20 protein-coding genes are annotated in these 20,315 nt (G+C 72.0%); 2 read left to right on the top strand and 18 right to left on the bottom strand.

All coding sequences use genetic code 11. The annotated features are described in order from the left end of the window. The 6 genes from ACFYPS_RS07825 to efeU form a co-directional block, all read right to left on the bottom strand. Entirely contained in the window at positions 1–1,779 is a 1,779-nt protein-coding gene (locus ACFYPS_RS07825; protein WP_387323617.1) for an LpqB family beta-propeller domain-containing protein, read from the bottom strand. 11 nt (positions 1,780–1,790) lie between these two features. Continuing rightward, on the bottom strand, positions 1,791–3,449 hold the full coding sequence (gene mtrB, locus ACFYPS_RS07820; protein WP_387323614.1) for an MtrAB system histidine kinase MtrB: 1,659 nt from the start codon (positions 3,447–3,449) through the stop codon (positions 1,791–1,793). Between the two features lie 111 nt (positions 3,450–3,560). After that, positions 3,561–4,250 carry an MtrAB system response regulator MtrA gene (mtrA, locus tag ACFYPS_RS07815; RefSeq protein ID WP_109818783.1) on the bottom strand — a complete coding sequence of 230 codons (690 nt, stop codon included), beginning with the start codon at positions 4,248–4,250 and terminating at the stop codon, positions 3,561–3,563. 217 nt (positions 4,251–4,467) lie between these two features. Then, entirely contained in the window at positions 4,468–5,745 is a 1,278-nt protein-coding gene (efeB, locus tag ACFYPS_RS07810) for an iron uptake transporter deferrochelatase/peroxidase subunit (protein ID WP_387323445.1), read from the bottom strand. A gap of 25 nt (positions 5,746–5,770) precedes the next feature. Further along, on the bottom strand, positions 5,771–6,904 hold the full coding sequence (gene efeO / locus ACFYPS_RS07805) for an iron uptake system protein EfeO (RefSeq protein ID WP_387323442.1): 1,134 nt from the start codon (positions 6,902–6,904) through the stop codon (positions 5,771–5,773). A 22-nt stretch (positions 6,905–6,926) separates the two neighbouring features. Next, positions 6,927–7,886, bottom strand: coding sequence for an iron uptake transporter permease EfeU (gene efeU / locus ACFYPS_RS07800; RefSeq protein ID WP_387323439.1), 960 nt, complete (start codon positions 7,884–7,886; stop codon positions 6,927–6,929). 157 nt (positions 7,887–8,043) lie between these two features. On the opposite strand from efeU, the gene ACFYPS_RS07795 reads away from it, so the two are divergent. After that, the gene (locus ACFYPS_RS07795) at positions 8,044–8,202 is read left to right on the top strand and encodes a hypothetical protein (RefSeq protein ID WP_354962789.1); all 159 of its coding nucleotides are present in this window, start codon (positions 8,044–8,046) and stop codon (positions 8,200–8,202) included. A gap of 84 nt (positions 8,203–8,286) precedes the next feature. Here the strand turns inward: ACFYPS_RS07795 and ahcY are convergent, their stop codons facing one another. The 11 genes from ahcY to ACFYPS_RS07740 all read right to left on the bottom strand — a co-directional run bounded on the left by ahcY (position 8,287) and on the right by ACFYPS_RS07740 (position 18,611). Then, on the bottom strand, positions 8,287–9,786 hold the full coding sequence (gene ahcY / locus ACFYPS_RS07790) for an adenosylhomocysteinase (protein WP_387323436.1): 1,500 nt from the start codon (positions 9,784–9,786) through the stop codon (positions 8,287–8,289). Between the two features lie 275 nt (positions 9,787–10,061). Next, positions 10,062–11,225, bottom strand: a complete 1,164-nt coding sequence (gene manA, locus ACFYPS_RS07785; RefSeq protein WP_387323433.1) for a mannose-6-phosphate isomerase, class I — start codon at positions 11,223–11,225, stop codon at positions 10,062–10,064. 3 nt (positions 11,226–11,228) lie between these two features. Further along, entirely contained in the window at positions 11,229–12,236 is a 1,008-nt protein-coding gene (locus ACFYPS_RS07780; RefSeq protein ID WP_387323430.1) for a cation diffusion facilitator family transporter, read from the bottom strand. Between the two features lie 67 nt (positions 12,237–12,303). Next, complete coding sequence (locus ACFYPS_RS07775; RefSeq protein WP_387323427.1) at positions 12,304–13,500, bottom strand: SIS domain-containing protein; 1,197 nt, start codon at positions 13,498–13,500, stop codon at positions 12,304–12,306. Continuing rightward, positions 13,497–13,682, bottom strand: coding sequence for a Trm112 family protein (locus ACFYPS_RS07770; RefSeq protein ID WP_210793188.1), 186 nt, complete (start codon positions 13,680–13,682; stop codon positions 13,497–13,499). The genes ACFYPS_RS07775 and ACFYPS_RS07770 overlap by 4 nt, the downstream gene beginning before the upstream one ends. Positions 13,683–13,743: 61 nt before the next feature. Then, positions 13,744–15,129 (bottom strand): phosphomannomutase/phosphoglucomutase, encoded by a 1,386-nt coding sequence (locus tag ACFYPS_RS07765; RefSeq protein WP_354962784.1) that lies wholly within the window; start codon positions 15,127–15,129, stop codon positions 13,744–13,746. A gap of 68 nt (positions 15,130–15,197) precedes the next feature. Continuing rightward, positions 15,198–16,256: a hypothetical protein gene (locus tag ACFYPS_RS07760; protein ID WP_387323422.1), complete on the bottom strand. Its 1,059-nt coding sequence runs from the start codon at positions 16,254–16,256 to the stop codon at positions 15,198–15,200. A gap of 163 nt (positions 16,257–16,419) precedes the next feature. Beyond that, on the bottom strand, positions 16,420–17,160 hold the full coding sequence (locus ACFYPS_RS07755; protein ID WP_387323419.1) for an endonuclease V: 741 nt from the start codon (positions 17,158–17,160) through the stop codon (positions 16,420–16,422). A 50-nt stretch (positions 17,161–17,210) separates the two neighbouring features. Next, entirely contained in the window at positions 17,211–17,510 is a 300-nt protein-coding gene (locus ACFYPS_RS07750) for a hypothetical protein (protein WP_354962781.1), read from the bottom strand. A gap of 95 nt (positions 17,511–17,605) precedes the next feature. Then, on the bottom strand, positions 17,606–18,208 hold the full coding sequence (locus ACFYPS_RS07745; protein WP_387323415.1) for a DinB family protein: 603 nt from the start codon (positions 18,206–18,208) through the stop codon (positions 17,606–17,608). Between the two features lie 46 nt (positions 18,209–18,254). After that, positions 18,255–18,611 carry a hypothetical protein gene (locus tag ACFYPS_RS07740; protein WP_387323412.1) on the bottom strand — a complete coding sequence of 119 codons (357 nt, stop codon included), beginning with the start codon at positions 18,609–18,611 and terminating at the stop codon, positions 18,255–18,257. Here ACFYPS_RS07740 and ACFYPS_RS07735 point away from each other — a divergent pair. Further along, the gene (locus ACFYPS_RS07735) at positions 18,589–18,861 is read left to right on the top strand and encodes an SUKH-3 domain-containing protein (RefSeq protein ID WP_387323409.1); all 273 of its coding nucleotides are present in this window, start codon (positions 18,589–18,591) and stop codon (positions 18,859–18,861) included. The genes ACFYPS_RS07740 and ACFYPS_RS07735 overlap by 23 nt on opposite strands. Here the strand turns inward: ACFYPS_RS07735 and ACFYPS_RS07730 are convergent. Continuing rightward, on the bottom strand, positions 18,858–20,297 hold the full coding sequence (locus tag ACFYPS_RS07730; protein ID WP_387323406.1) for an aldehyde dehydrogenase family protein: 1,440 nt from the start codon (positions 20,295–20,297) through the stop codon (positions 18,858–18,860). The two genes, ACFYPS_RS07735 and ACFYPS_RS07730, sit on opposite strands and share 4 nt — an antisense overlap. Positions 20,298–20,315: the final 18 nt, after the last annotated feature.

Raw genomic sequence — 20,315 nt, 5'->3', positions numbered from 1 at the left:
TCAGTAGAGGAAGAACGGGGCCGACGGGTTGCTCGGGCGGAGCCCGGCCGGCGGTGGAGCGATGTCCCGTACCCGTGCGGCCTCGATCCGCTCGAACGGGCTGCTGCGGTAGGCCACCCCGTTCGCCTCGTACATGTATCCCCCGCTGGGTGACGGCACCTCGCGGTTGGTCGGGTACGCCGTCAGGTGGTTGACCTTGGCACCCACGTCGGTCTTCAGCGGCGTCTCCAGGGCCCCGTCCACGCTGAGCCCGTAGATCGCCGGTTGACCGGCCGACCCGGCCACCACCAGGCGGTCCTCCCCGCTCCAGTCCAGGGCGCTGAGGCTGGTCAGCGAGGTGACGAGCGCCCGGGGCGGGCCGATGGAGACCCCGCCGCCGTCCAGGTTGACCGCGGCGACGTAGAGCCGGCCGCCGGCGATCAACGCGACCCGCTGGCCGTCCAGCGATGCGGCCACCGCGGTGACCTCGGCGGTGGGCAGGTTGAGTGGCACCTGGTACATCCCGGCGTCCTCGTCGAAGCGGTAGAGCCGGCCGTCGGCCACCACCAGGCCCCGGCCCGGGCGGGAGTCGACCGTGCGCAGCCAGACCGGACGGCTGATCGAGGCGTAGTCGTTCCCGCTCCGTTTGAGCCCGGGGCCGGTGCCCACCGCGAGTCGATGCCGGCCCTTGCCGCTGTTCACCACCATCGCGGCGAGGATCCGGCCCTCGGCCCGCGCGAGGCCCGCGGAAACGATGTTGCGGTTGACCTCGGCCGACAGCGGCACGGCGCCGCTGGGCTCGCCAGCGAAGTCGAGCGGGCGGATGGCGCCCTCGTAGACGCCGAACCGCTGCGGGCCGTCTGTGATCGGGTAGAGCTGGTCGGAGTTTCGGCGCGCGTCCAGATCCTGCACGGGCAGCGAGTTGTTGCGGATCCTCAGCGCCAGCTCGCCCCGCAGGTCGCCCAGCGACCAGGCCAGCTGGGTGATCAACCGGTCGATCTGGGTCTGGTCGTCACCGGACATGTCCAGGTTGACCTCCCACCGGTTGTTCGCGCCGGTGGCGTTGTTGACCAGCTCGGTGCGGTCGGGCAGCCCGACGACGCCGGGGCGCAGCCAGTCGGACGGGCCACCGACCAGCCACTTCACCACCTCGTTGACCCGGCGTTCGTCCGGTACCGCCGCCGGCAGATAGCGCTGATCGGGCACCAGACGGCTGCCGTCGGAACTCCAGAAGTAGATCGACTCGTCCTGGTAGTACCGCTGGAGGGCGTTGTCGCTGAGCAGCAGCACGTTCGGCGGGTCGAGGACGTACAGGCCGGCGCGCTCGTCGTCACCGCCGAACGCCGCGCTGCGCACCCGGAACTCGTACCCCGTCTCGGTCGCCACCGGCGGGGCCAGGGTGCCGTTGGCCCGCAGCAGGCCGAGCTGTTGCACCTTGATCTTCACGGTGGTGGTCGAGTCGCTGTTGCCGGTGAAGACCGCCTCACGCAGCCGGACCACGTTCAGCGCGACCTCGCTGCCCTTCTTCTCCTTCAGTTGGGTCTGGTGCTCCGGAGCGACGAACAGCTTGACCCGCTCGTAGGCCCGGTCCGGCTCGCCAGCGGCGGCGTCCAGGAAGTTGCGCACGAACGCGTCGATGTCGCTGCCGCTGGCCGTACGCGTCGGCGGCTCGCTGCGACGGCCGTTGTCCCTGCCCGCCTCCGTCGCGGTCCCGCCCTTGCCGTCCACCCGCACGTCGGACGACGCCGGGATGCCGCACCCCCCGCCCAGCAGCAGCGCCGCGCCGAGTGCCCCGACCATGACCTGGCGCCTCACGATCGCACCTCCGCACGGTGTCCGTCCTCGGCCGGCGCCGGGTCGATCGCCAGCGTGCCGCCGGCGCCGGGCCCGATGGCCAGGGGGCCGCCGTCCCGGGGACCGCCGAACGGCAGCGCGGCGTCGGCGGGCACCAGCCGCAGCGGCGAGGTGGTCAGCCGGTCACCCGCGCGGGCCGGCAGGGTGAGCCGGAACTGCGCGCCCTGCCCGGGCGCACCCCACGCCTCCAGCCAACCGCCGTGCAGCCGGGCGTCCTCGAGGCTGATGGACAGGCCCAGACCGGTGCCACCGGTCTGCCGCGCCCGGGACGGGTCCGCCCGCCAGAACCGGTTGAACACCAACTTCTCCTCGCCCACCTTGAGCCCCACGCCACGATCCCGAACGGTGATCGCCACGGCGGTCTCGTCGATGCCGAGAGTGATCAGCACCGGACGTGCCTCACCGTGCTCGACGGCGTTGCCGACCAGGTTGCGCAGCACCCGCTCGACCCGGCGCGGGTCGACCTCGGCGATCACCGGCGTGCCCGGCAGGTCCAACTCGATCGGGACGCCCACGCGCTCGGCCAGGCCGGCGAGCCGGTCGACCACCCGGTGCACCACCGGCACCAGGTCGGTCGGCTCGGCGTCCAGCATGGCGAAGCCCGCGTCGAACCGGCTGATCTCCAGCAGGTCGGTGAGCAGCTCCTCGAACCGGTCCAGCTCGGCCTGGAGCAGCTCGGCGCTGCGGGCCACCGCCGGGTCGAACTCGTCGCGCTCGGCGAAGATCAGGTCGGCGGCCATCCGGACCGTGGTCAACGGGGTACGCAGCTCGTGCGAGACGTCGGACGTGAACCGGCGCTGCAACCGGGACATCTCCTCCAGGCGGAGGATCTGCCGTTGCAGGTTGGTCGCCATCTGGTTGAACGACGCGGCGAGCAGAGCGAGGTCGTCCTCGCCGTTGACCACCATCCGCTGGTCGAGCAGGCCGGCGGAGAGCCGCTGGGCCGTCCGCGCGGCGACCCGGACCGGATTGACCACCAGCCGGGTGACCAGGGCCGCGAGCAGCCCGAGCAGGATCACCAGGGCGACCCCGGTGGCCACCACGGTGGCTCGGGCATCGGCGGCGGTGCCGTCCTGCCGGGTCAACGGCACGAGGTAGTAGAGCTCGATCTGGCCGAACCGGGTGGGCACCGGCGAGCCGTAGACCAGATATTTGGTGGGCTCTCCGGTCAGCCGGCCGGTGCGGATCTGACTGGCCACCTTGCCGCTGGCGACCGCGGCCCGTAGCTCCTGGCTGATCAACGGCTGGACGTTCGCCGCAGGCGCGGTGCGGGTCTGGATGACGTTGGGATAGCCGTCGGCGGTGATCGCCACCACCACACCACTGATCTGCTCGGGGTCGCCGCCGGCCAGGTAGTTGACGGTGTCCTCGATGGTCTCCTGGAGCTGCGCCTCCTGCGGCTGGCCGTACAGGGAGACCTGCTTGGCCGCGTAGCCGGCGCCGCTGTTCACGCGCTGCTGGACGTCGGTGCGGGCGCTGTCGAGCAGGATGGTGGTGATCTTGTCAGCGATCAGGTACGCGAAACCCCCGACCAGCAGGCTGGAGGCGACCAGCGTGATGGTCACCACCCGCACCTGGAGCGAGCGGCGCCAGGTCTGGTGCACCCGCGCCACCATCCGGGCGGCCCGCCCGCTCAGCGCACGCCAGAGCTCCCAGGCGGCGGACGGCCGGCGGGCAGCCGTCGTCTGAGGGGGCGGGGGCGGGGAGGTTGACACAGTGTGACCAGGTTATCCGGTCCCCGCCTTATAGCCCACGCCCCGCACGGTGAGGATGATTTCCGGCCGCTCCGGGTCCGGCTCGATCTTGGCGCGCAGCCGCTGCACGTGCACGTTGACCAGCCGGGTGTCGGCTGCGTGCCGGTAGCCCCAGACCTGCTCCAGCAGCACCTCGCGGGTGAAGACCTGACGCGGCTTGCGGGCGAGCGCGACCAGCAGGTCGAACTCCAGCGGAGTCAGCTTCACCTCCTCGCCGTTGCGGCTCACCGTGTGCGCCGGCACGTCGATGGTGATCTGGTTGCCAGGCGGCCCGATGGTCAGCATCTCCGGTGCCACGTCCTCGCCCCGGCGCAGCCGGGCCCGCATCCGGGCGACCAGCTCCTTGGGCTTGAACGGCTTGACCACGTAGTCGTCGGCGCCGGACTCCAGGCCGAGCACCACGTCGACGGTGTCGCTCTTGGCGGTCAGCATGACGATCGGCACGCCGGACTCCGCTCGGATGGACCGTGCCACGTCGATGCCGCTCATCCCAGGCAGCATCAGGTCAAGCAGGACGATATCGGGACGACTGTCGCGGAACGCCGCCAACGCCCGCTCGCCGTCGGCCACGAACGAGGGCAGGAAGCCCTCGCTACGCAGCACGATGCCGAGCATTTCGGCGAGCGCGGGGTCGTCGTCGACCACCAGTACCCGGGCTCTCATGGGATTAATATTGCATCCCCGTTCAGTTCGGTGGGACCGGCGTCAGCCGGTAACGGATAGCGCCGCCGGCAAGCGTGTCACCGCGAACCGCGGCGGCGCCACGTGGTGCGGGGCCCGGCACGGACGGATCCCCGCCGGGTTACCCATGATCCCCCTTCGGTGCCGCCCGGCGCCACCGCCGCTTCGGCCGGTCGCCCTGTCACGATCCGGACGACCGTCAGCCGAAGAGTGCCCGACCCCAGTGGTCGCCGCCGTCGCGCACCCCGGGCGGGCAGGCGAACAGGCCGCTGGAGACGTGCCGGAGGTATTCGTTCATCACGTCGTGCCGCGCCAACTGGGTCTGGATCGGCACGAACTGCCGGCGCGGATCCCGCTGGTAGGCGATGAAGAACAGACCCGCGTCGAGCCGGCCGAGGCCGTCCGAGCCGTCGACGAAGTTGTAGCCGCGGCGCAGCAGATGAGCGCCGTTGTTCCGGCTGGGGTGGGCCAGCGTGACGTGGGCGTGCTCGGCGATCACCGGCTGCCCGTCGGCGCCGCGGGCCGCGAAATCCGGCTCGTCGAACTCGTCGGTGCGGCCGAGCGGGGCGCCGCTGCCCTTCGTCCGGCCGACGATCTCCTCCTGCTCGGCCAGCGAGGTCCGGTCCCACGTCTCGACCAGCATCCGGATCTTGCGGGTGACCAGGTACGAGCCGCCGGTCATCCAGTCCGGCCCGTCGCCCGGCTGCACCCACAGCTGGTCGCGCAGCAGGTCGGTCTCCTCGGCCTTGAGGTTGGCCGTGCCGTCCTTGAAGCCGAACAGGTTGCGCGCGGTGGCCTGGTCCCGCGAGGTCGACGAGGTACGGCCGAAGCCGAGCTGCGACCAGCGGACGCTCACCACCCCCATGCCGAGCCGGGCCAGGTTGCGGATCGCGTGCACCGCCACCTGCGGATCGTTCGCGCAGGCCTGGACGCAGAGGTCGCCCCCGGAGAGCTGCGGCTGCAACGCGTCGCCGGGGAACTTCGGCAGCTCGGCCAGCGCGGCCGGGCGTCGGTCGGCGATGCCGAACCGGTCCCGGCCGTCGGCGTCGCGGAACAGGGTCGGCCCGAAGCCGATGGTCAGGGTGAGCTGCGAGGGGGGCAGGCCGAGCGCTTCGCCGGTGTCGTCCGGCGGGGCCTCCGGCATCCCACCCACCGCACCGAGCACCCCGGCGTCACGCCCGGCGGTCATCCGCGCGGCGGCGGCCGTCCACTCCTGGAGCAGCTCGACCAGCCGGGCGCGATCCTTGGTGATCACGTCGAAGGCGACGAAGTGCAGCCGGTCCTGGGCCGGGGTGACGATGCCGGCCTGGTGCTCGCTGTGGAACGGCACGGCTCCCGCCGGGTGGTCGCTGGCCGCGGCCGGGTCACGGGAGCCGCTGATCAGCGCGCCCGCGCCGGCCGCCACCCCGGCGACTCCGGCCACCCCCGCACCGGCGAGCGTGATCGCTCGCCGCCGGGTCAACCTGCTCCCGCTCATCGACTCGACCCTCCCTGACGCCCGGTCACCGGGCGACGACTGCGGCGACTTTGCTGATCGGCTCGGCGAGGGCGTTGATGCCGTCGGAGAGCTCCTTGAGCTCGGCCTTGCTCAACGCGGTGTGCAGCTTCCACCCGTCGCCGTCGCGGTGCTTGCCGAGCAGCGCCTCGACGTTGGTGAACTCGGTGTCCAGCTGCTTGACCAGTTCCGGCGAGCGCTGCTCCAGCGCCGGGCGGAGGGCGGACACGGCAGCCTTGGAGCCCTCCAGGTTGGCCGCGAAGTCCCACAGGTCGGTGTGCGAGTAGCGGTCCTCCTCGCCGGTGATCTTGCCGCTGGCGACCTCGTCGAGCAGTTCTTTGGCCCCGTTGGCGAGCTGGAGCGGGGAGAGCTTCTCCGCGTTGGCCTTGGCCACGATCTCCTTGACGTCGACCAGCAGCCGGTCGGCGATCGGGCCGTCCTTGCTGATGTCGCCGGACTGCCAGAGGTCCTTCTCGATCCGGTGGAAGCCGGTGAACTCCATCCCCTCCTCGATGACCTCCTCGCGGCCGTCGATCTTGGGGTCGAGGTCGCCGAAGATCTCGGCCACCGGCTCGATCCGCTCCCAGTAGGTGCGGGCCACCGGGAAGAGCGCCTTGGACTTCGCCACGTCGCCGGCCTTGACCGCGGCGACGAACTCCTCGGTCTTGTCCAGCAGCGCGGCGGTCTGGCTCTTGACGTAGCGCTGGTAGTTGTCGGTCGCGCCGGCCAGCGCGGCGTCGGCGGTCAGCGGCTCGGCGGACCCGCTGACCTTAAGCGCACCGCGGATGCCCTTGCCGCTCATCCCGGGCTTGCAGGCCGTCTCGTACGTGCCGGCCGGCAGCTCCACGTGCAGCTCGCGGCTCAGCCCGGGGGCGATGTTCTCGACCTCGCCCATCACCCGGTCGCCGGAGGCGTACACGTAGAACTCGGTCACCTTCGCACCGGAGTTGGTGATCTTGAAAGTGGCGGTTCCGGCGCCGAGGTCGGTGGTGCCGACCTCGCAGGCGGTGTCGGTGGCCTTGACCACGATCGGGCCGCCGGACCCGGCCGCGTCACCCTTCTCGGAGTCGGAGCAGGCGGCGACACCGGTCGTCGCCAGCACGCCGGCAGCGGCCAGCGCGAAGAATCGGGCGGTACGCATCTGAGCTGTCTCTCCTCGTGGGTCAGGCACGCTGCGGCGTGGACGCCGCCTCGGCCTCGGTGCCGGTGTCGGCCCCGCGCTCGGTGACGGTGGTGGTGGTCGTCGCGGTGTCGCTCGCGCCGGTCGTCGGCGCGTTCTCGGCCTCGGGGTCGGCCGGCGCCGCGACCGGTGCCGGCGTACGACGGGCCGGGCGCAGGAAGAGCAGGAGGACCGGTACGGCGTACCCGATCCAGGCGATCGTCTCCAGCACGGTGGGCGCGGGGGTCACGTTGAACATTCCGGCGAGCAGCGCGGCGTACCAGGTGCTGGGGTCGAGCGCGGTGGTGATGTCGAAGGCCAGGTCGTTCAGGCCGGGCAGGACCCCGGCCTCCTGGAAGTCGTGCACGCCGTACTTCAGGATGCCGGCGGCGACCAGGATCAGCAGCGCCCCGGTCCAGGTGAAGAACTTGCTGAGGTTGATGCGCAGGGCGCTGGCGTAGAGCAGCACGCCGAGCGCCACGGCCGTGGCGATGCCACCGATCAGCGCGAGCAGCGGGCCGCTGTCGCCGGCCGCGCCCTGGGCTGCGGAGTAGAAGATCAGTGCCGTCTCCAGCCCCTCCCGGATCACCGCGAGGAAGGCCATCCCTGCGACCGCCAGGGACCCGACGGCCAACGCCTCGGTGAGCTTGCCGCGCAGCTCGCCGGCGATGGTGCGGGCGGCCCGCCGCATCCAGAAGATCATCCAGGTGACGAAGACCACTGCGGCGACGGAGGTGATCGCCTCGAACAGCTCGCGATCCTCGGAGCGGGCCAGCAGCGAACTCGAGGTGTACTCGATCAGCCAGCCGAAGAGCACCGACAGCGCCACGGCCAGGGCGACGCCCGCCCAGACCTGCGGCAACCGGTCCCGGCGCTGCGACTTCACCAGGAAGGCGACCAGGATGCTGACCACCAGGGTCGCTTCCAGGCCTTCCCGCAGGCCGATCAGGTAGGTGGCGAACATCGGGGCTCCGAAATCATTAGGTACGCCTCAGCTAACTTAGGGCAGCCATACCTTCCTCCAGTTCAGAAGCCTCGTCAAGTCGTTCTTGACCTGCTCACCGGCCGCCCGCCGGTCGACGTTCAGCCACCCGCGGTCCCGCTGTGGAAGGATCCCCGCCGTGAAGGGATTACTGCCGTGGTTGACGGTGCTGGCCGTGGTGCTGCTGCTCAGCGCGCTGCGCCTGCGGCCACTGGCCACCGTCGTGTCACTCGGCTGGCTCGCATGGTGCGTCTGGACCTGGTTCCGCCCCGCCCGCCGCGGCCCCCGCTCGCGCTGACACACCCGCCGGGCCGACCCGAGCCGGCACGGAGACGACGAACCGGGCCGGCTGCGAACAGCCGACCCGGTACGGGAGCGTCGATCAGTAGCGGTAGTGGTCCGGCTTGAACGGCCCCTCGGTGGAGATGCCGAGGTAGGAGGCCTGCTCCTTGGTCAGCGTGCTCAACTTGGCGCCGAGCGCGCCCAGGTGCAGCCGGGCGACCTTCTCGTCCAGGTGCTTGGGCAGCACGTAGACGCCGATCGGGTACTCCTCGGTCTTGGTGAAGAGTTCGATCTGGGCGATCGTCTGGTTGGCGAACGAGTTCGACATCACGAAGCTCGGGTGCCCGGTGGCGTTGCCCAGGTTCAGCAGGCGGCCCTCGGAGAGCACGATGATGGCGTGCCCGTCGGCGAAGCGCCACAGGTCGACCTGCGGCTTGATGTTGACCCGCTCGACGTCGGAGCGCTTGGCCAGGCCGGCCATGTCGATCTCGTTGTCGAAGTGGCCGATGTTGCCGACGATGGCCTGGTGCTTCATCCGGGCCATGTGCTCGTTGGTGATGACGTTGAAGCAGCCGGTGGCGGTGATGAAGATGTCCGCCTGCTCGACCACGTCGTCCAGGGTGGCCACCTGGTAGCCGTCCATCGCCGCCTGGAGCGCGCAGATCGGGTCGACCTCGGTCACCACGACCCGGGCGCCCTGGCCGCGCAGCGACTCGGCGCAGCCCTTGCCGACATCGCCGTAGCCCATCACGACGGCCATCTTGCCGCCGATCAGCACGTCGGTGGCCCGGTTGATGCCGTCGATCAGCGAGTGCCGGCATCCGTACTTGTTGTCGAACTTGCTCTTGGTCACCGAGTCGTTGACGTTGATCGCCGGGAAGAGCAGCGTTCCGGCGCGGTGCATCTCGTAGAGCCGGTGCACACCGGTCGTGGTCTCCTCGGTGACGCCCTTGATGCCCGAGGCGATCCGGGTCCAGTGCTGGTTGTCCTCGGCGATCGAGCGGTGCAGCAGCTCGAGGATGACCGCGTACTCCTCCGAGTCCGCGGACTCGACCGGCGGGACCACTCCGGCCTTCTCGAACTCGGCGCCCTTGTGCACCAGCAGGGTGGCGTCGCCGCCGTCGTCGAGGATCATGTTCGGGCCCTGCCCGTCCGGCCAGGCGAGCACCTGCTCGGTGCACCACCAGTATTCCGGCAGCGTCTCGCCCTTCCAGGCGTAGACCGGGACGCCGGCGGGGGCGTCGGGGGTGCCGTTCTGGCCGACGACGATCGCGGCGGCGGCGTGGTCCTGCGTGGAGAAGATGTTGCAGGACGCCCAGCGCACCTGCGCGCCGAGCGCGACCAGCGTCTCGATCAGGACGGCGGTCTGGATGGTCATGTGCAGCGAGCCGGTGATCCGCGCGCCGGCGAGCGGCTGTGCCTCGGCGAACTCCCGGCGGATCGACATCAGGCCGGGCATCTCGTGCTCGGCGAGCTGGATCTCCTTGCGCCCGAACTCGGCGAGCGACAGATCCGCCACCTTGAAGTCGCCCTCGGCGAGCGTGCTCGGCCGGGCCTCGGACGGCGTACCGCTGGCGGACGCCGGGAGGGTGCTGGTCATGAAAGCTCCTGTCGAACGATGTCTGCGCCGACCCTCCACCTTACGCGCGCCGGCGACGGGCGCCCGGGGGACGGTCGACGGACAGCGCACGGGGCGGTCGGTGGTGGACGGAAACACCGTCCACTCCCGCCGCCCCGTGCATCCCCCCGGTTTGGTTCCCCGCACGTTGTCGGACCGTCGTCGCGATAACGCTGCGTACTCATAGAGTCACACTCAGCCAAGGAAGCGTCAAGCCATTCCGGGAAAGTCGGACTTGCGGCGTGGCGCCGCGTCTGTCAGCCCAGTCCGGCAGTTGCCACGTACGCCTCACCATCACCGCTGACCCGCAGCGGCTCGCCGGCCGCGGTACCGATCGCGGCCTGGCCGGACGCGAGCGTCAACGCCCCCGCCCCGTCGTCCACGGTGACCGAGCCGGCGCCGCAGAGCACCACCCGGGGACCGGGGAGCGGCAACGTCACCGAGGGAACGGCCGTCCCGACCCGCACCCGGTGCAGCGCGAAGTCGTCCACCGGCACCGGCCAGCACTCCACCCCCGGCCCGACCGGCTGAGCGGCCCGTACCGGATCCTCGAGCACCTCGAAGCGCAGCACCCGCAGCAGCTCGTCCACGTCGACCCGCTTCGGGGTCAGCCCGCCGCGCAGCACGTTGTCGCTGGCCGCCATGATCTCCACCCCGCAGCCGCTCAGGTAGGCGTGCAGATTGCCCGCGGGCATCCAGATCGCCTCCCCCGGCGTCAGGCGCAAATGGTGCAGCAGCAGCGCGACCAGCACACCCGGGTCCCCCGGGTAGGCCGCCGCCAGCCGGTGGGCCAGCTCCGCGTCCGGGCCGTCGGCCGACGCCGCCAGCACCGAGCCCAGCAACTCGTCGCGCTCCGCGACCGGCCAGGCGAGCAGCGTCTGCACCGCCGCGCGCAGCCCCACCGGCCCCGTCCGCAACGCCGCGACCACCGGAGCCAACGCCGGCACGCCGAACGCGGCGAGCGCCTCGGCCGACACCGTCGGATCCCGGAAACCGCACAGCGCCTCGAACGGGGTGAGCGCCACCAGCAACTCCGGCTTGTGGTGCGGGTCGGAGTAGTTGCGCTCCCCCGGCGGGCGCCCCGCGTCCGCCGCGTAGCCCGCGCGGGCCTGTTCGGCGTCCGGGTGGGCCTGCAGGCTCAGCGGAGCGTCGGCGGCGAGCACCTTGAGCAGGAACGGCAGCCGGGTGCCGAAGCGCTCGGACACCCGCTGGCCGAGCCACTGCCCCGGCTCGTCGCGGACCAGGTCGCAGAGACTGACCCGGAGGCCGGCCCGCTCCACGCTGGCCGGGGCGCCCGGGTGGGCGCCCAGCCACAGCTCCGCCTCCGGGCCGGCACTGGGCACCGGCCGCCCCTGCAGCAGGGCGATCGCTGAGCGGGACCCCCAGGCGTAGTCCCGGATCGGGCCGTACAGCAGCTCCACCCGTCAGCCCCCGGGCCGCCCGGCCGCCTCGCCGGACGCATCCTGGGGCTGCGGTACGGCGGTGTCGGCGGCGGCACCGGTGCCGGCTTCGGCAGCGGCGGCGCTGAAGATGTCCGGCTCCAGGTAGATCACCCGGGCGATCGGCACCGCGGCGCGGATCCGCGCCTCCACGGCGTTGATGCCCCGGGCCAGATCCTGGGCGCTCTCGCAGGCCGGCACCCCGATCTTCGCGGCCACCATCAGCTCCTCCGGGCCCAGGTAGAGCGTCTTCATGTGGATGATCCGCTCCACCTCGGGGCCGTCGGTGACCGCGCGCTCGATGGCGGCCAGGTCGGTGGACTCGGCGCCCTCACCGAGCAGCAGGCTCTTGGTCTCGATGGCCAGCACGATGGCGATGGTGACCAGGAGGATGCCGATCATCGCGGTGCCGGCGGCGTCCCACCGGCCGTTGCCGGTGATCAGCGTCATGCCGACGCCGAACAGCGCGAACACCAGACCGACCAGCGCGCCGAAGTCCTCCAGCAGCACCACCGGCAGCTCAGGCGCCTTGGCCCGGCGGATGAAACGCACCCAGGACTGGTTGCCCCGAATGTGGTTGGACTCCTTGATGGCGGTCCGGAAGGAGAACGACTCCATGATGATCGCGGCCACCAGCACGGCCACCGGCAACCACTGCCACTCGGTGATGCCGTGCGGGTCGTCCCACTTGTGGTACGCCTCGTACAGGGCGAACAAGCCACCGATGCTGAACAGCACGATGGACACGATGAACGCGTAGATGTAGCGCTCCCGGCCGTACCCGAACGGGTGCTGCGGGGTCGCCTCCCGCCTGGCGCGCTTGCCACCGAGCAGCAGCAGGCCCTGGTTGCCGGAGTCGGCGACCGAGTGGACCGCCTCGGCCAACATCGACGACGAGCCGGAGAGCAGGAACGCGATGAACTTGGTGACGGCGATGCCGACGTTGGCCAGCAGGGCGGCGACGATCGCCTTCGTCCCGCCGTTGGCGCTCACGCCGTCGCTCCGCTCTGCCGCACTGCGCTGCCCGCTGCGCGCATGGCGAGCCGTCCCCTACGTCCGTTCACTGGTTCGACAGCTCCTTCATCTCGGTGATGGCCGGTACCGCCATCGGGTCCAGCCCGTGGGCGAGGGCAAGGTAGATCGAGGCGAAATCCGGTACGGCGATCAGCGAGGCCAGCCGCTCCAGCGCGGACCCACCCTCAGCGGTCACCACGTCGCAGCGCACACCGCGGCGTTCGGCGAGGGTCTGCACCGCGTCCGCGCGGCGCTCCTCGACCGCCAGCGGCTCGTCCGTGTCGTCCTCGGCGTTGAGCCCGCCGTCGCGCAGCAGCACCAGCCGCAGCCGGGTGCCCTCGCCGTCGTCCTCCGCCGGATCGGCGAAGATGTCCCGCTCCCCCTCGGCCAGGCCACCGAAGACGCCGTCCAGCAACCCGACCCGGCCCCGGCCGGCCTCGCCGAGCGCCCCGGTGACCACCGGGTAGCGGGCGTTCGCCGACAGGGTGTCACCGAACCGGCGGGCCGCCACGGTGGCCAGCGGCGACGAGCCCCAGACGATCGGGACCGAGCCGGCCAGGCCCAGGGCCAGCGACTTCGCCGGGTTGACGAAGGACTCCGCGGTGGAGCGGCAGCGGTCGGCGTCCGCGTCGAGCCGGGCCGCGGTCTCCGCCAGGTCCGCCTCGTTGACCTTCACCAGCCCCAGGGAACGGGCGGCGAGCAGAACCGGCACGGTGAGCGCCCAGAGGCTGGCCCGGGCCGGAGCACGCCGGGGCACCGGGATGAACGGCGCGCGGGCCCGCTCGGCGACCGACTGCAACTGCGAGTCGGGGGCGCCCACCGCGACCAGCCGGGCGCCACGCCGGTGCGCCGCCTCGGCGGCGCCGAGCGCCTCCGGGCTACGACCGGACGCGCTCACCGCGATGACCACGTCGGCCGCACCGACCCAACCGGGAACACCAGCGCTGCGGTGCGCGATGACCGGCACCGGGCAGCGCGGCCCGGCGACCGTGGCCAGCACGTCTCCGGTACGCCCGGCGGTGCCGATGCCGGCGATGACCACGGCCCGGGGCCGCCCGTCGTCGGCGAGCACCGCCAGGTTCGCCTCGGCGGCCAGCGCGGCCGTCTCGCGGACCTGCGCGCCGGCCGAGGCGGTGTGCCGGAGCATGCCGCCCGGGTCGTGCTCGGCCAACGCCTCCGGGCTGTCGAGCAGGGCCTCGTCGGCGTCGCGGCGTCCGCTGACCCCGGCCCTACCGTCGATCATGACGGCTGTCCGGGGCCGCCGCGCGCCTCGTCGAGCAGCAGCACCGGCACGTCGTCGCGGACCTCGAAGATCCGGCCGCACTCCGTGCAGGTCAGCGTCTGCGCGTCGGCGTCGTAGGTGAGCGGGGCGTGGTGCGTGTCCGGACAGGCGAGAATCTCGAGCAACTGCGGGTCCAGGGCCATGGCACGGCTCCTTCCACGTGTGCGGCTTTACCGGCGGCGGTGCCGACCGGCGCAGGCGATCTTATCGGCGAACCCGGCCCAGCACCTCGTCCCGGAGCGAGACCATCCGCTCGCGGGTGGGCGCCTCGACGTTGAGCCGCAGCAGCGGCTCCGTGTTGGAGGCTCGCAGGTTGAACCAGGCGCCGTCCGGAAAACGCAGCGTGAGCCCGTCCATCTCGTCGGCCACCGCCTCGGGGTACGCGGCGCGCACCTCGGCCACCGCCGCCGCCTGGTCGACGACCGTCGAGTTGATTTCACCGGAGGCGATGTAGCGCTCGTACTCGCCGGCCAGCACGGACAGCGGCAGCGACTGCTCGCCGAGCGCGGCCAACGTGTGCATCGCGGCGAGCATCCCGGTGTCGGCGAACCAGAAGTCCCGGAAGTAGTAGTGCGCCGAGTGCTCGCCGCCGAAGACGGCGTTGGTGCGGGCCATCTCCGCCTTGATGAAGGAGTGCCCGACCCGGGCGACCACCGGCTCCCCACCGTGCTCACGAATGATCTCCGGCACCGCGCTGGAGGTGATCAGCCCGTGGATCACGGTGGAACCCGGGTGCTTGGCCAGCTCCCGAGCGGCGACCATGGCCGTGATCGCCGACGGTGAAACCGGCTCACCACGCTCGTCCACCACGAAGCAGCGGTCGGCGTCGCCGTCGAAGGCGAGCCCGATCTCGGCTCCGTGCTTGACCACGGCGCGCTGGAGGTCGACCAGGTTCGCCGGGTCCAGCGGGTTGGCCTCGTGGTTGGGGAAGGTGCCGTCCAGCTCGAAGTAGAGCGGCACGATCTCCAGCGGCAGGGCCGACAGGGCGGCGTCGCCGAGCACGGTGGGGACGGTGAAGCCGCCCATCCCGTTGCCGGCGTCGACCACCACCTTCAGTGGCCGGATACCGGAGAGGTCGACCAGCTTGCGCAGGTAGGCGGCATAGTCGGGCAGCAGGTCGCGCCGCTCGGCCGGCCGGACCGGGTCGCCGGCCGGGCGGGCCTCGCCCGAGTCCAGCAGGGCCTGGGCCCGCTCACGGATCTCCGTCAGACCGCTGTCCTGGCCGATCGGGCGGGCACCCGAGCGGCACATCTTGATTCCGTTGTACTGCGCGGGATTGTGACTGGCGGTGAACATCGCACCCGGCAGATCGAGTGAGCCGGACGCGAAGTAGAGCAGGTCGGTGGAGGCCAGCCCGATCTCGATCACCGAGCGCCCCTCGGCGCGGACGCCGGCCGCGAAGGCCGCGGCCAGCCCCGGCGAGGTGGCTCGCATGTCGTACCCGATGACGACCGCGTCGCCCGGCTCGTCGGTGCTGTTGAGCAGTTGGGTGAACGCGGCTCCGAGGGCTTCGGCGACCCGCTCGTCCCACTGGTCCGGCACCGTCCCTCGGACGTCGTACGCCTTCACGATCTGGGACAGATCAGACACGGGTTCCGCTCCTTGGCCGCAGGTTCCACCGGACCTGAGCGTATCGGAGGGTCCGGGTCCGGCCCCGCTCAGCCGGGCAGCCGAGGCATGAAGACGGTGTGGTCGCCGCCAGCGGCGGCGGGTGGCTCGTCGGGGCCGGGCCGGGCATCCGGAGCGTCCGGCATGGCCTGCGTCGCGTCGGGCGGCGACGGGGGCCCGGCCGGTGGGGCGCCGTAGACCCCGCCGGTTGCGGGCCGGGGAGCCGGCACCGCGCCGTAGCCGCCGGGCGGCGGCTGCTGGCCGTACACCTGGCCGGGCTGGCCGGGCGCGGCCGGCGACCCACTCCCGGAGCGGTAGGTGGTGCCACCGGGGTTGCCCGGCAGCGGTCCGGACAGCTCGTCGGCCGGCTTCCGGTCCTGACGCGAGCGACGGAACAGCAGCACGATGAGCAGCAGGCCGACCGCCACCATCGCGATACCGAAGAACATCACCGGCGAGCCGCCGGATGATTCGGCCGCGGTCGCCGTGGTGTCGGGTGCGCCGGACACGCCACCCAGCACGGCCTGGTTCACCGCGTCGTCGGTCGGGGCGGCCTCGATGGTCGCGCTCGGGGTGGGCGACGGCTTCTTCGACGGGGTCGGCGACGCCGATGCCCGGCTGGTCAGCTTCGACGAGTCGGAACCCCGACCCAACTCCTGGCCCGCCGCGCTGAGCGCCACGCCAGTCACCGCGAGCCGGCCGGCCGGCGCACCGGCGGCGAACGCCACCCGGTACCGCACGGTGATGCCCTTGCCCTTGCAGAGGGTCGGCTTCGCCGGCGAGGTCTGCGCGGTCGCCACGCTGCCGCCGCCGCCGGAGACAGCCACCGGGAACCAGCGCCCGCCCGCGTTGACCTGCACCGACACCTGATCCGGCTGGAGGCCCGAAAGACGCAGGCCCAAGGCGGTACGCAGCAGGACGCACCCGTCCGAGCGCTTGCGCACCGCGACGTTCACCCCCTGGGGGGAGCCGCCGGCGGCGAAGCTGCCGGGCGCACCCACGCGGACCGAGTCGTCGTCGGCCAGCGCGGGGGACGCACCGAGCATCACCAAGCCGCCCACCAGACCGCAGACCGTCGCGAGACGCGCCGCGCGCCGACGAACCGTCATGATCACCTCACCGTTCCTCCCCGGGTGGGGCCCGCGGGTCAGGCTACTACCGGGCCACCCCCACCACCGGTCATAGAGCGGCCCGCATGTGTGCGGCGTTACGGTTTCCGACCCCAACCCGCCGACCTGCGGCGGGTGCCTCATGCCGTCGGTCTCCGACCGGTCAGACCGCCGCCGCGAGGGCGTCCCGGCAGAGCCGGTCGGCGGTACGGGTGGTCTCCGGCAACCGGTAGCGCGGGGCCAGCGCGAGCACCTGCGCGGTGGCGTTGGCCAGGCTCATCCGGTGCCCGACGCTGACGAAGACGGGCTTCACCCCGGCCTGGGTCCGCAGCACCCGACCGACGACGTCGCCCCCGTCGCGCAGTGGCGACCAGGCACCCCGCTCGGCGGGCGGCGGAACCCACTCGCCGACCAATGGCGTCTTCCCGACCCCGATCGCGGGCAACCCGGTGACCACCCCGAGATGACAGGCGAGCCCGAACCGGCGCGGATGGGCCAGCCCGTGCCCGTCGCAGACCAGCAGGGTCGGGAGGGTGGTCAGCCGGTCCAGCGCGGCGAGCAACGCGGGCAGCTCACGGAAGGCGAACAGCCCCGGGACGTAGCCGAACGCGGGCCGGCCCACGCTGACCGCGGAGTCCACCACGGCCAACGTCCGGGCGTCCAGCACGGTCACGGCCGCCGCGAGCAGGTCACCGCTCTTCGCGTACGCGACGTCCAGGCCAGCCACCGTGGCCGGCGCGGCCGGCCCCGGCCCGACCAGGTCGACCAGCGGCCGCAACTCCTCCTGTACGGCCACCGCCTCCGCCACACTGCGCGGCCCCGCCTCCTGCCCGGCTTCCTGCCCGGCTTCCTGCCCGGCTTCCTGCCCGGCTTCCTGCCATGATCCACTCGGTTTCGGCGACATCGGGTTGTCCCGCTGCCCTCGATGCCGCGATATCCCTGATCCGGAGTCGTTCATCCTTGGCGCGAGCCGCCGGCATCGTCCCCAGTGGCGCTGCCCTCCGGCCCGCCCCGAGTCGGGCCGCTCCCGGTAGTGCCGGCGTCCCCGTCCGAGTCACCGCCGGTGCGACTCTCGGCCGGTTTCCTGGTCGCACCGAAAGCGATCGCGAAGGCGATGCCGATGGCGACACCGAAGGCGACGCCGCCCGTCGAACCGAACAAGGGGATGCCGATGGCCAGACCGAGCAGGATACCCACCGGCCAGGCCCAGGCATTGGACTGACTCTTCTTCTCCGTCCCCGGTTCTGCTGCCATCCCTGGATGTTATTCCGCCGTTCCCGGGCGGCGTGCCGCGCGCACCGGCCGTGCCGCCGCCGCGACACCCACGCCGAGCCGGACTCCGCTGACGCTCACTGACCGACCCGGCCATCGATCCGCTCGCGAAACAGGTCGGCGTGGCCGTTGTGCCGCGCGTACTCCTCGATCATGTGCACCAACAGCTCACGCAGCACGATGGTGTTGCCCTTGCGCTGCCGCCCCTGCACCCCGAGATCGGACGCCTCGACGAACCGCTCGGCGAAGTCCACCTCCGCCCGCCAGGCACGCCACGCCTCCGCGACCACCTCCGAATCGGCCACCGCACCGTCGAAGTCGCCGTCGGGATCGTCGTCCGAGCAGTAGAGCTTGGGCGCGTCCTGACCCGCCATCGTCCGCCGGAACCAACCGCGCTCCACCTCGGCCAGGTGCCGGATCAGACCGAGCAGCGACATCGTCGACGGCGGAACCGACCGCCGGGCCAACTGGTCGGCGTCCAGACCGTCGCACTTCAATTGGAAGGTCAGACGCTGGTTGCGCAGAAACTCGATGAAGACGGTCCGCTCGTCGACGATGTCGCTGCCGGAGCGCGTGTCGTCGTCCGGGTGGACGAACCTGGCCAACCATTCGAAGGTTCTGCCCGGCTCACTGCCGGAGGTATTCGCTTCGGGGCCGGGGTCGGCGAGGGAATCAACCATACGGCGACCCTCGTCGATCCGCGACGGAAGCCGCAATGGGTTCTGCCTAACTCGCCGCCAGCTCGGGGTCCGCGCCCGGGTCACCGGCAGCTCGGAGCTGCTCCTCGAACATCACGAACGTGCGCCGCCGGATGCCGGTCACCAGAGCGATCTCCTCCTGCGTTGGGTACCGCCGCTCGCGTGCCTGCGCGTCGTTGATCGCCCGCACCGTCTCGTACAGTGCGTGGATCGGCCCTTCGCCGCGGAGGCAATAACCGCGCTCGTACTCGGTCTGCTGAATGAACTCATCCCTGGTCAGCTGGTCAATCTCATCACCGCCTACGAACAACAGCTTGTCGACGAGATCGTTGGTCGGCGCCCGGCGTGGCCCGGGCGAGCAGGTGTGGATCTCCCGCTTCGACATCCGCCCGCACACCATCGCGCACACCGCCGACACGCTCGCCGACTTCGGGGCGGTGCTCGGCGTACGGCTCTTTCCGATCGGCACCGAGCAGCAGGACAGCATTCTGGCGGTGGACGAGCGCGGCCGGGTCTTCGCACTGGACCAGGCCGGCGAGTGGTTCTGCGACACCATCGACGCCGCGCTGACCACCCTGCTGCTCGGCCGTGCCCCCGCCCGGGTCCGTGACGACGGCACCTGGCAGGTGGGCTAGAGCGCGAGTCCGGTCAGCACCATGACCCGCGGCTCGGTGTAGTCGTCCATCGCGCTGCGCAGCCCCTCCCGGCCGACGCCGCTGCCCTTGACCCCGCCGTACGGCATCTGGTCCGCCCGGTACGACGGCACGTCTCCGACGATCACCCCGCCCACCTTCAGCGACCGCGCGGCGGAGAAGGCCACGTCCAGGCGCCGGGTGAATACGCCCGCCTGCAACCCGTACGCCGAATCGTTGACCGCGGTGAACGCGGCCTGGTCGTCGGCGACCGGGGCGACCACGAGCACCGGGCCGAACACCTCCTCGGCGACGACCTTGGCGTCCGCCGGGACGCCGGTGAGGACGGTCGGGGGGTACGTCGCGCCGTCGCGCTCGCCGCCCACCTCGACGGTGGCGCCGGCCGCCATCGCCTCGGCCACCCACGTCTCGACCCGGCGGGCCGCGTCCTCGGACACCATCGGGCCCACGTCCGTCAGCTCGGAGGCCGGGTCGCCGGTGCGCAGCGCGCGCACCGCCGCCACCAGGCGCGGCAGGAAGTCGGCGAACAGGTTGTGGTGCACGTACACCCGTTGGACGGCGATGCACGACTGTCCGGCCTGGTAGTTGGCGAAGGTGGCGATCCGCTGCGCGGCGAAGGCCAGGTCCTCGTCGGCCGTCCAGTCCGCGCAGATCACCGCGGCGGCGTTGCCGCCCAGCTCCAGCGTCACGTGCTTGTCCGGCGCCTGCCGACGGATGGCCGCGCCGACCGGCCCGGACCCGGTGAACGACACGACCGGCAGTCGGGGGTCGGTGACCAGCTCGGCGGCGCGGGAGTTCGGCAGTGGCAGGACCGAGAACATGCCGGCCGGCAACTCGGTCTCGGCCAGCAGTTCGCCGAGCAGCAGCGCGGACAGCGGCGTCGCCGGGGCCGGTTTGACGATGATCGGCGCGCCGACCGCGATAGCCGGTGCCACCTTGTGCGCGACCAGGTTGAGCGGGAAGTTGAACGGCGCGATGCCCAGCACCGGCCCTCTCGGCACCCTCCGCACCAGCGCGATCCGCCCGCTGGCGGCCGGGTCGGTGTCGAGTCTTTGCAGCTCCCCGGAGAACCTGCGGGCCTCCTCGGCGGCCCACCGGAAGGTGGAGACGGCCCGTCCGACCTCGGCGCGGGCCCATTTCAGCGGTTTGCCGTTCTCGGCGGTGATCAGGGCGGCGACCGGGTCGGCGCGTTCGGCGAGCCGCCGGGAGACGTGATCCAGGGCCGCCGCGCGGGCGTGCGCGGGCAGAGCCGCGGCCTGCGCGGCCACCCCGGCCGCGGCGGCGACGGCGGCCTCGACCTGGTCGGCCGTGGCGAGGGTGGTACGCCCCACCGGGCGACCGTCGTATGGGTGGTGGACGGTCAGCTCGCCCTCGCCGTGGGCGGGGCGGGAGGCGACGAAGAAGGGTGCGGGCTCCACGCCGAGCAGCGTAGACGA

Source organism: Micromonospora sp. NPDC005087, from assembly GCF_042872965.1.
Lineage (GTDB): Bacteria > Actinomycetota > Actinomycetes > Mycobacteriales > Micromonosporaceae > Micromonospora.
The sequence above is the reverse complement of the archived record's forward strand: the minus strand, read 5'-3'. Positions and strand labels throughout refer to the sequence as shown.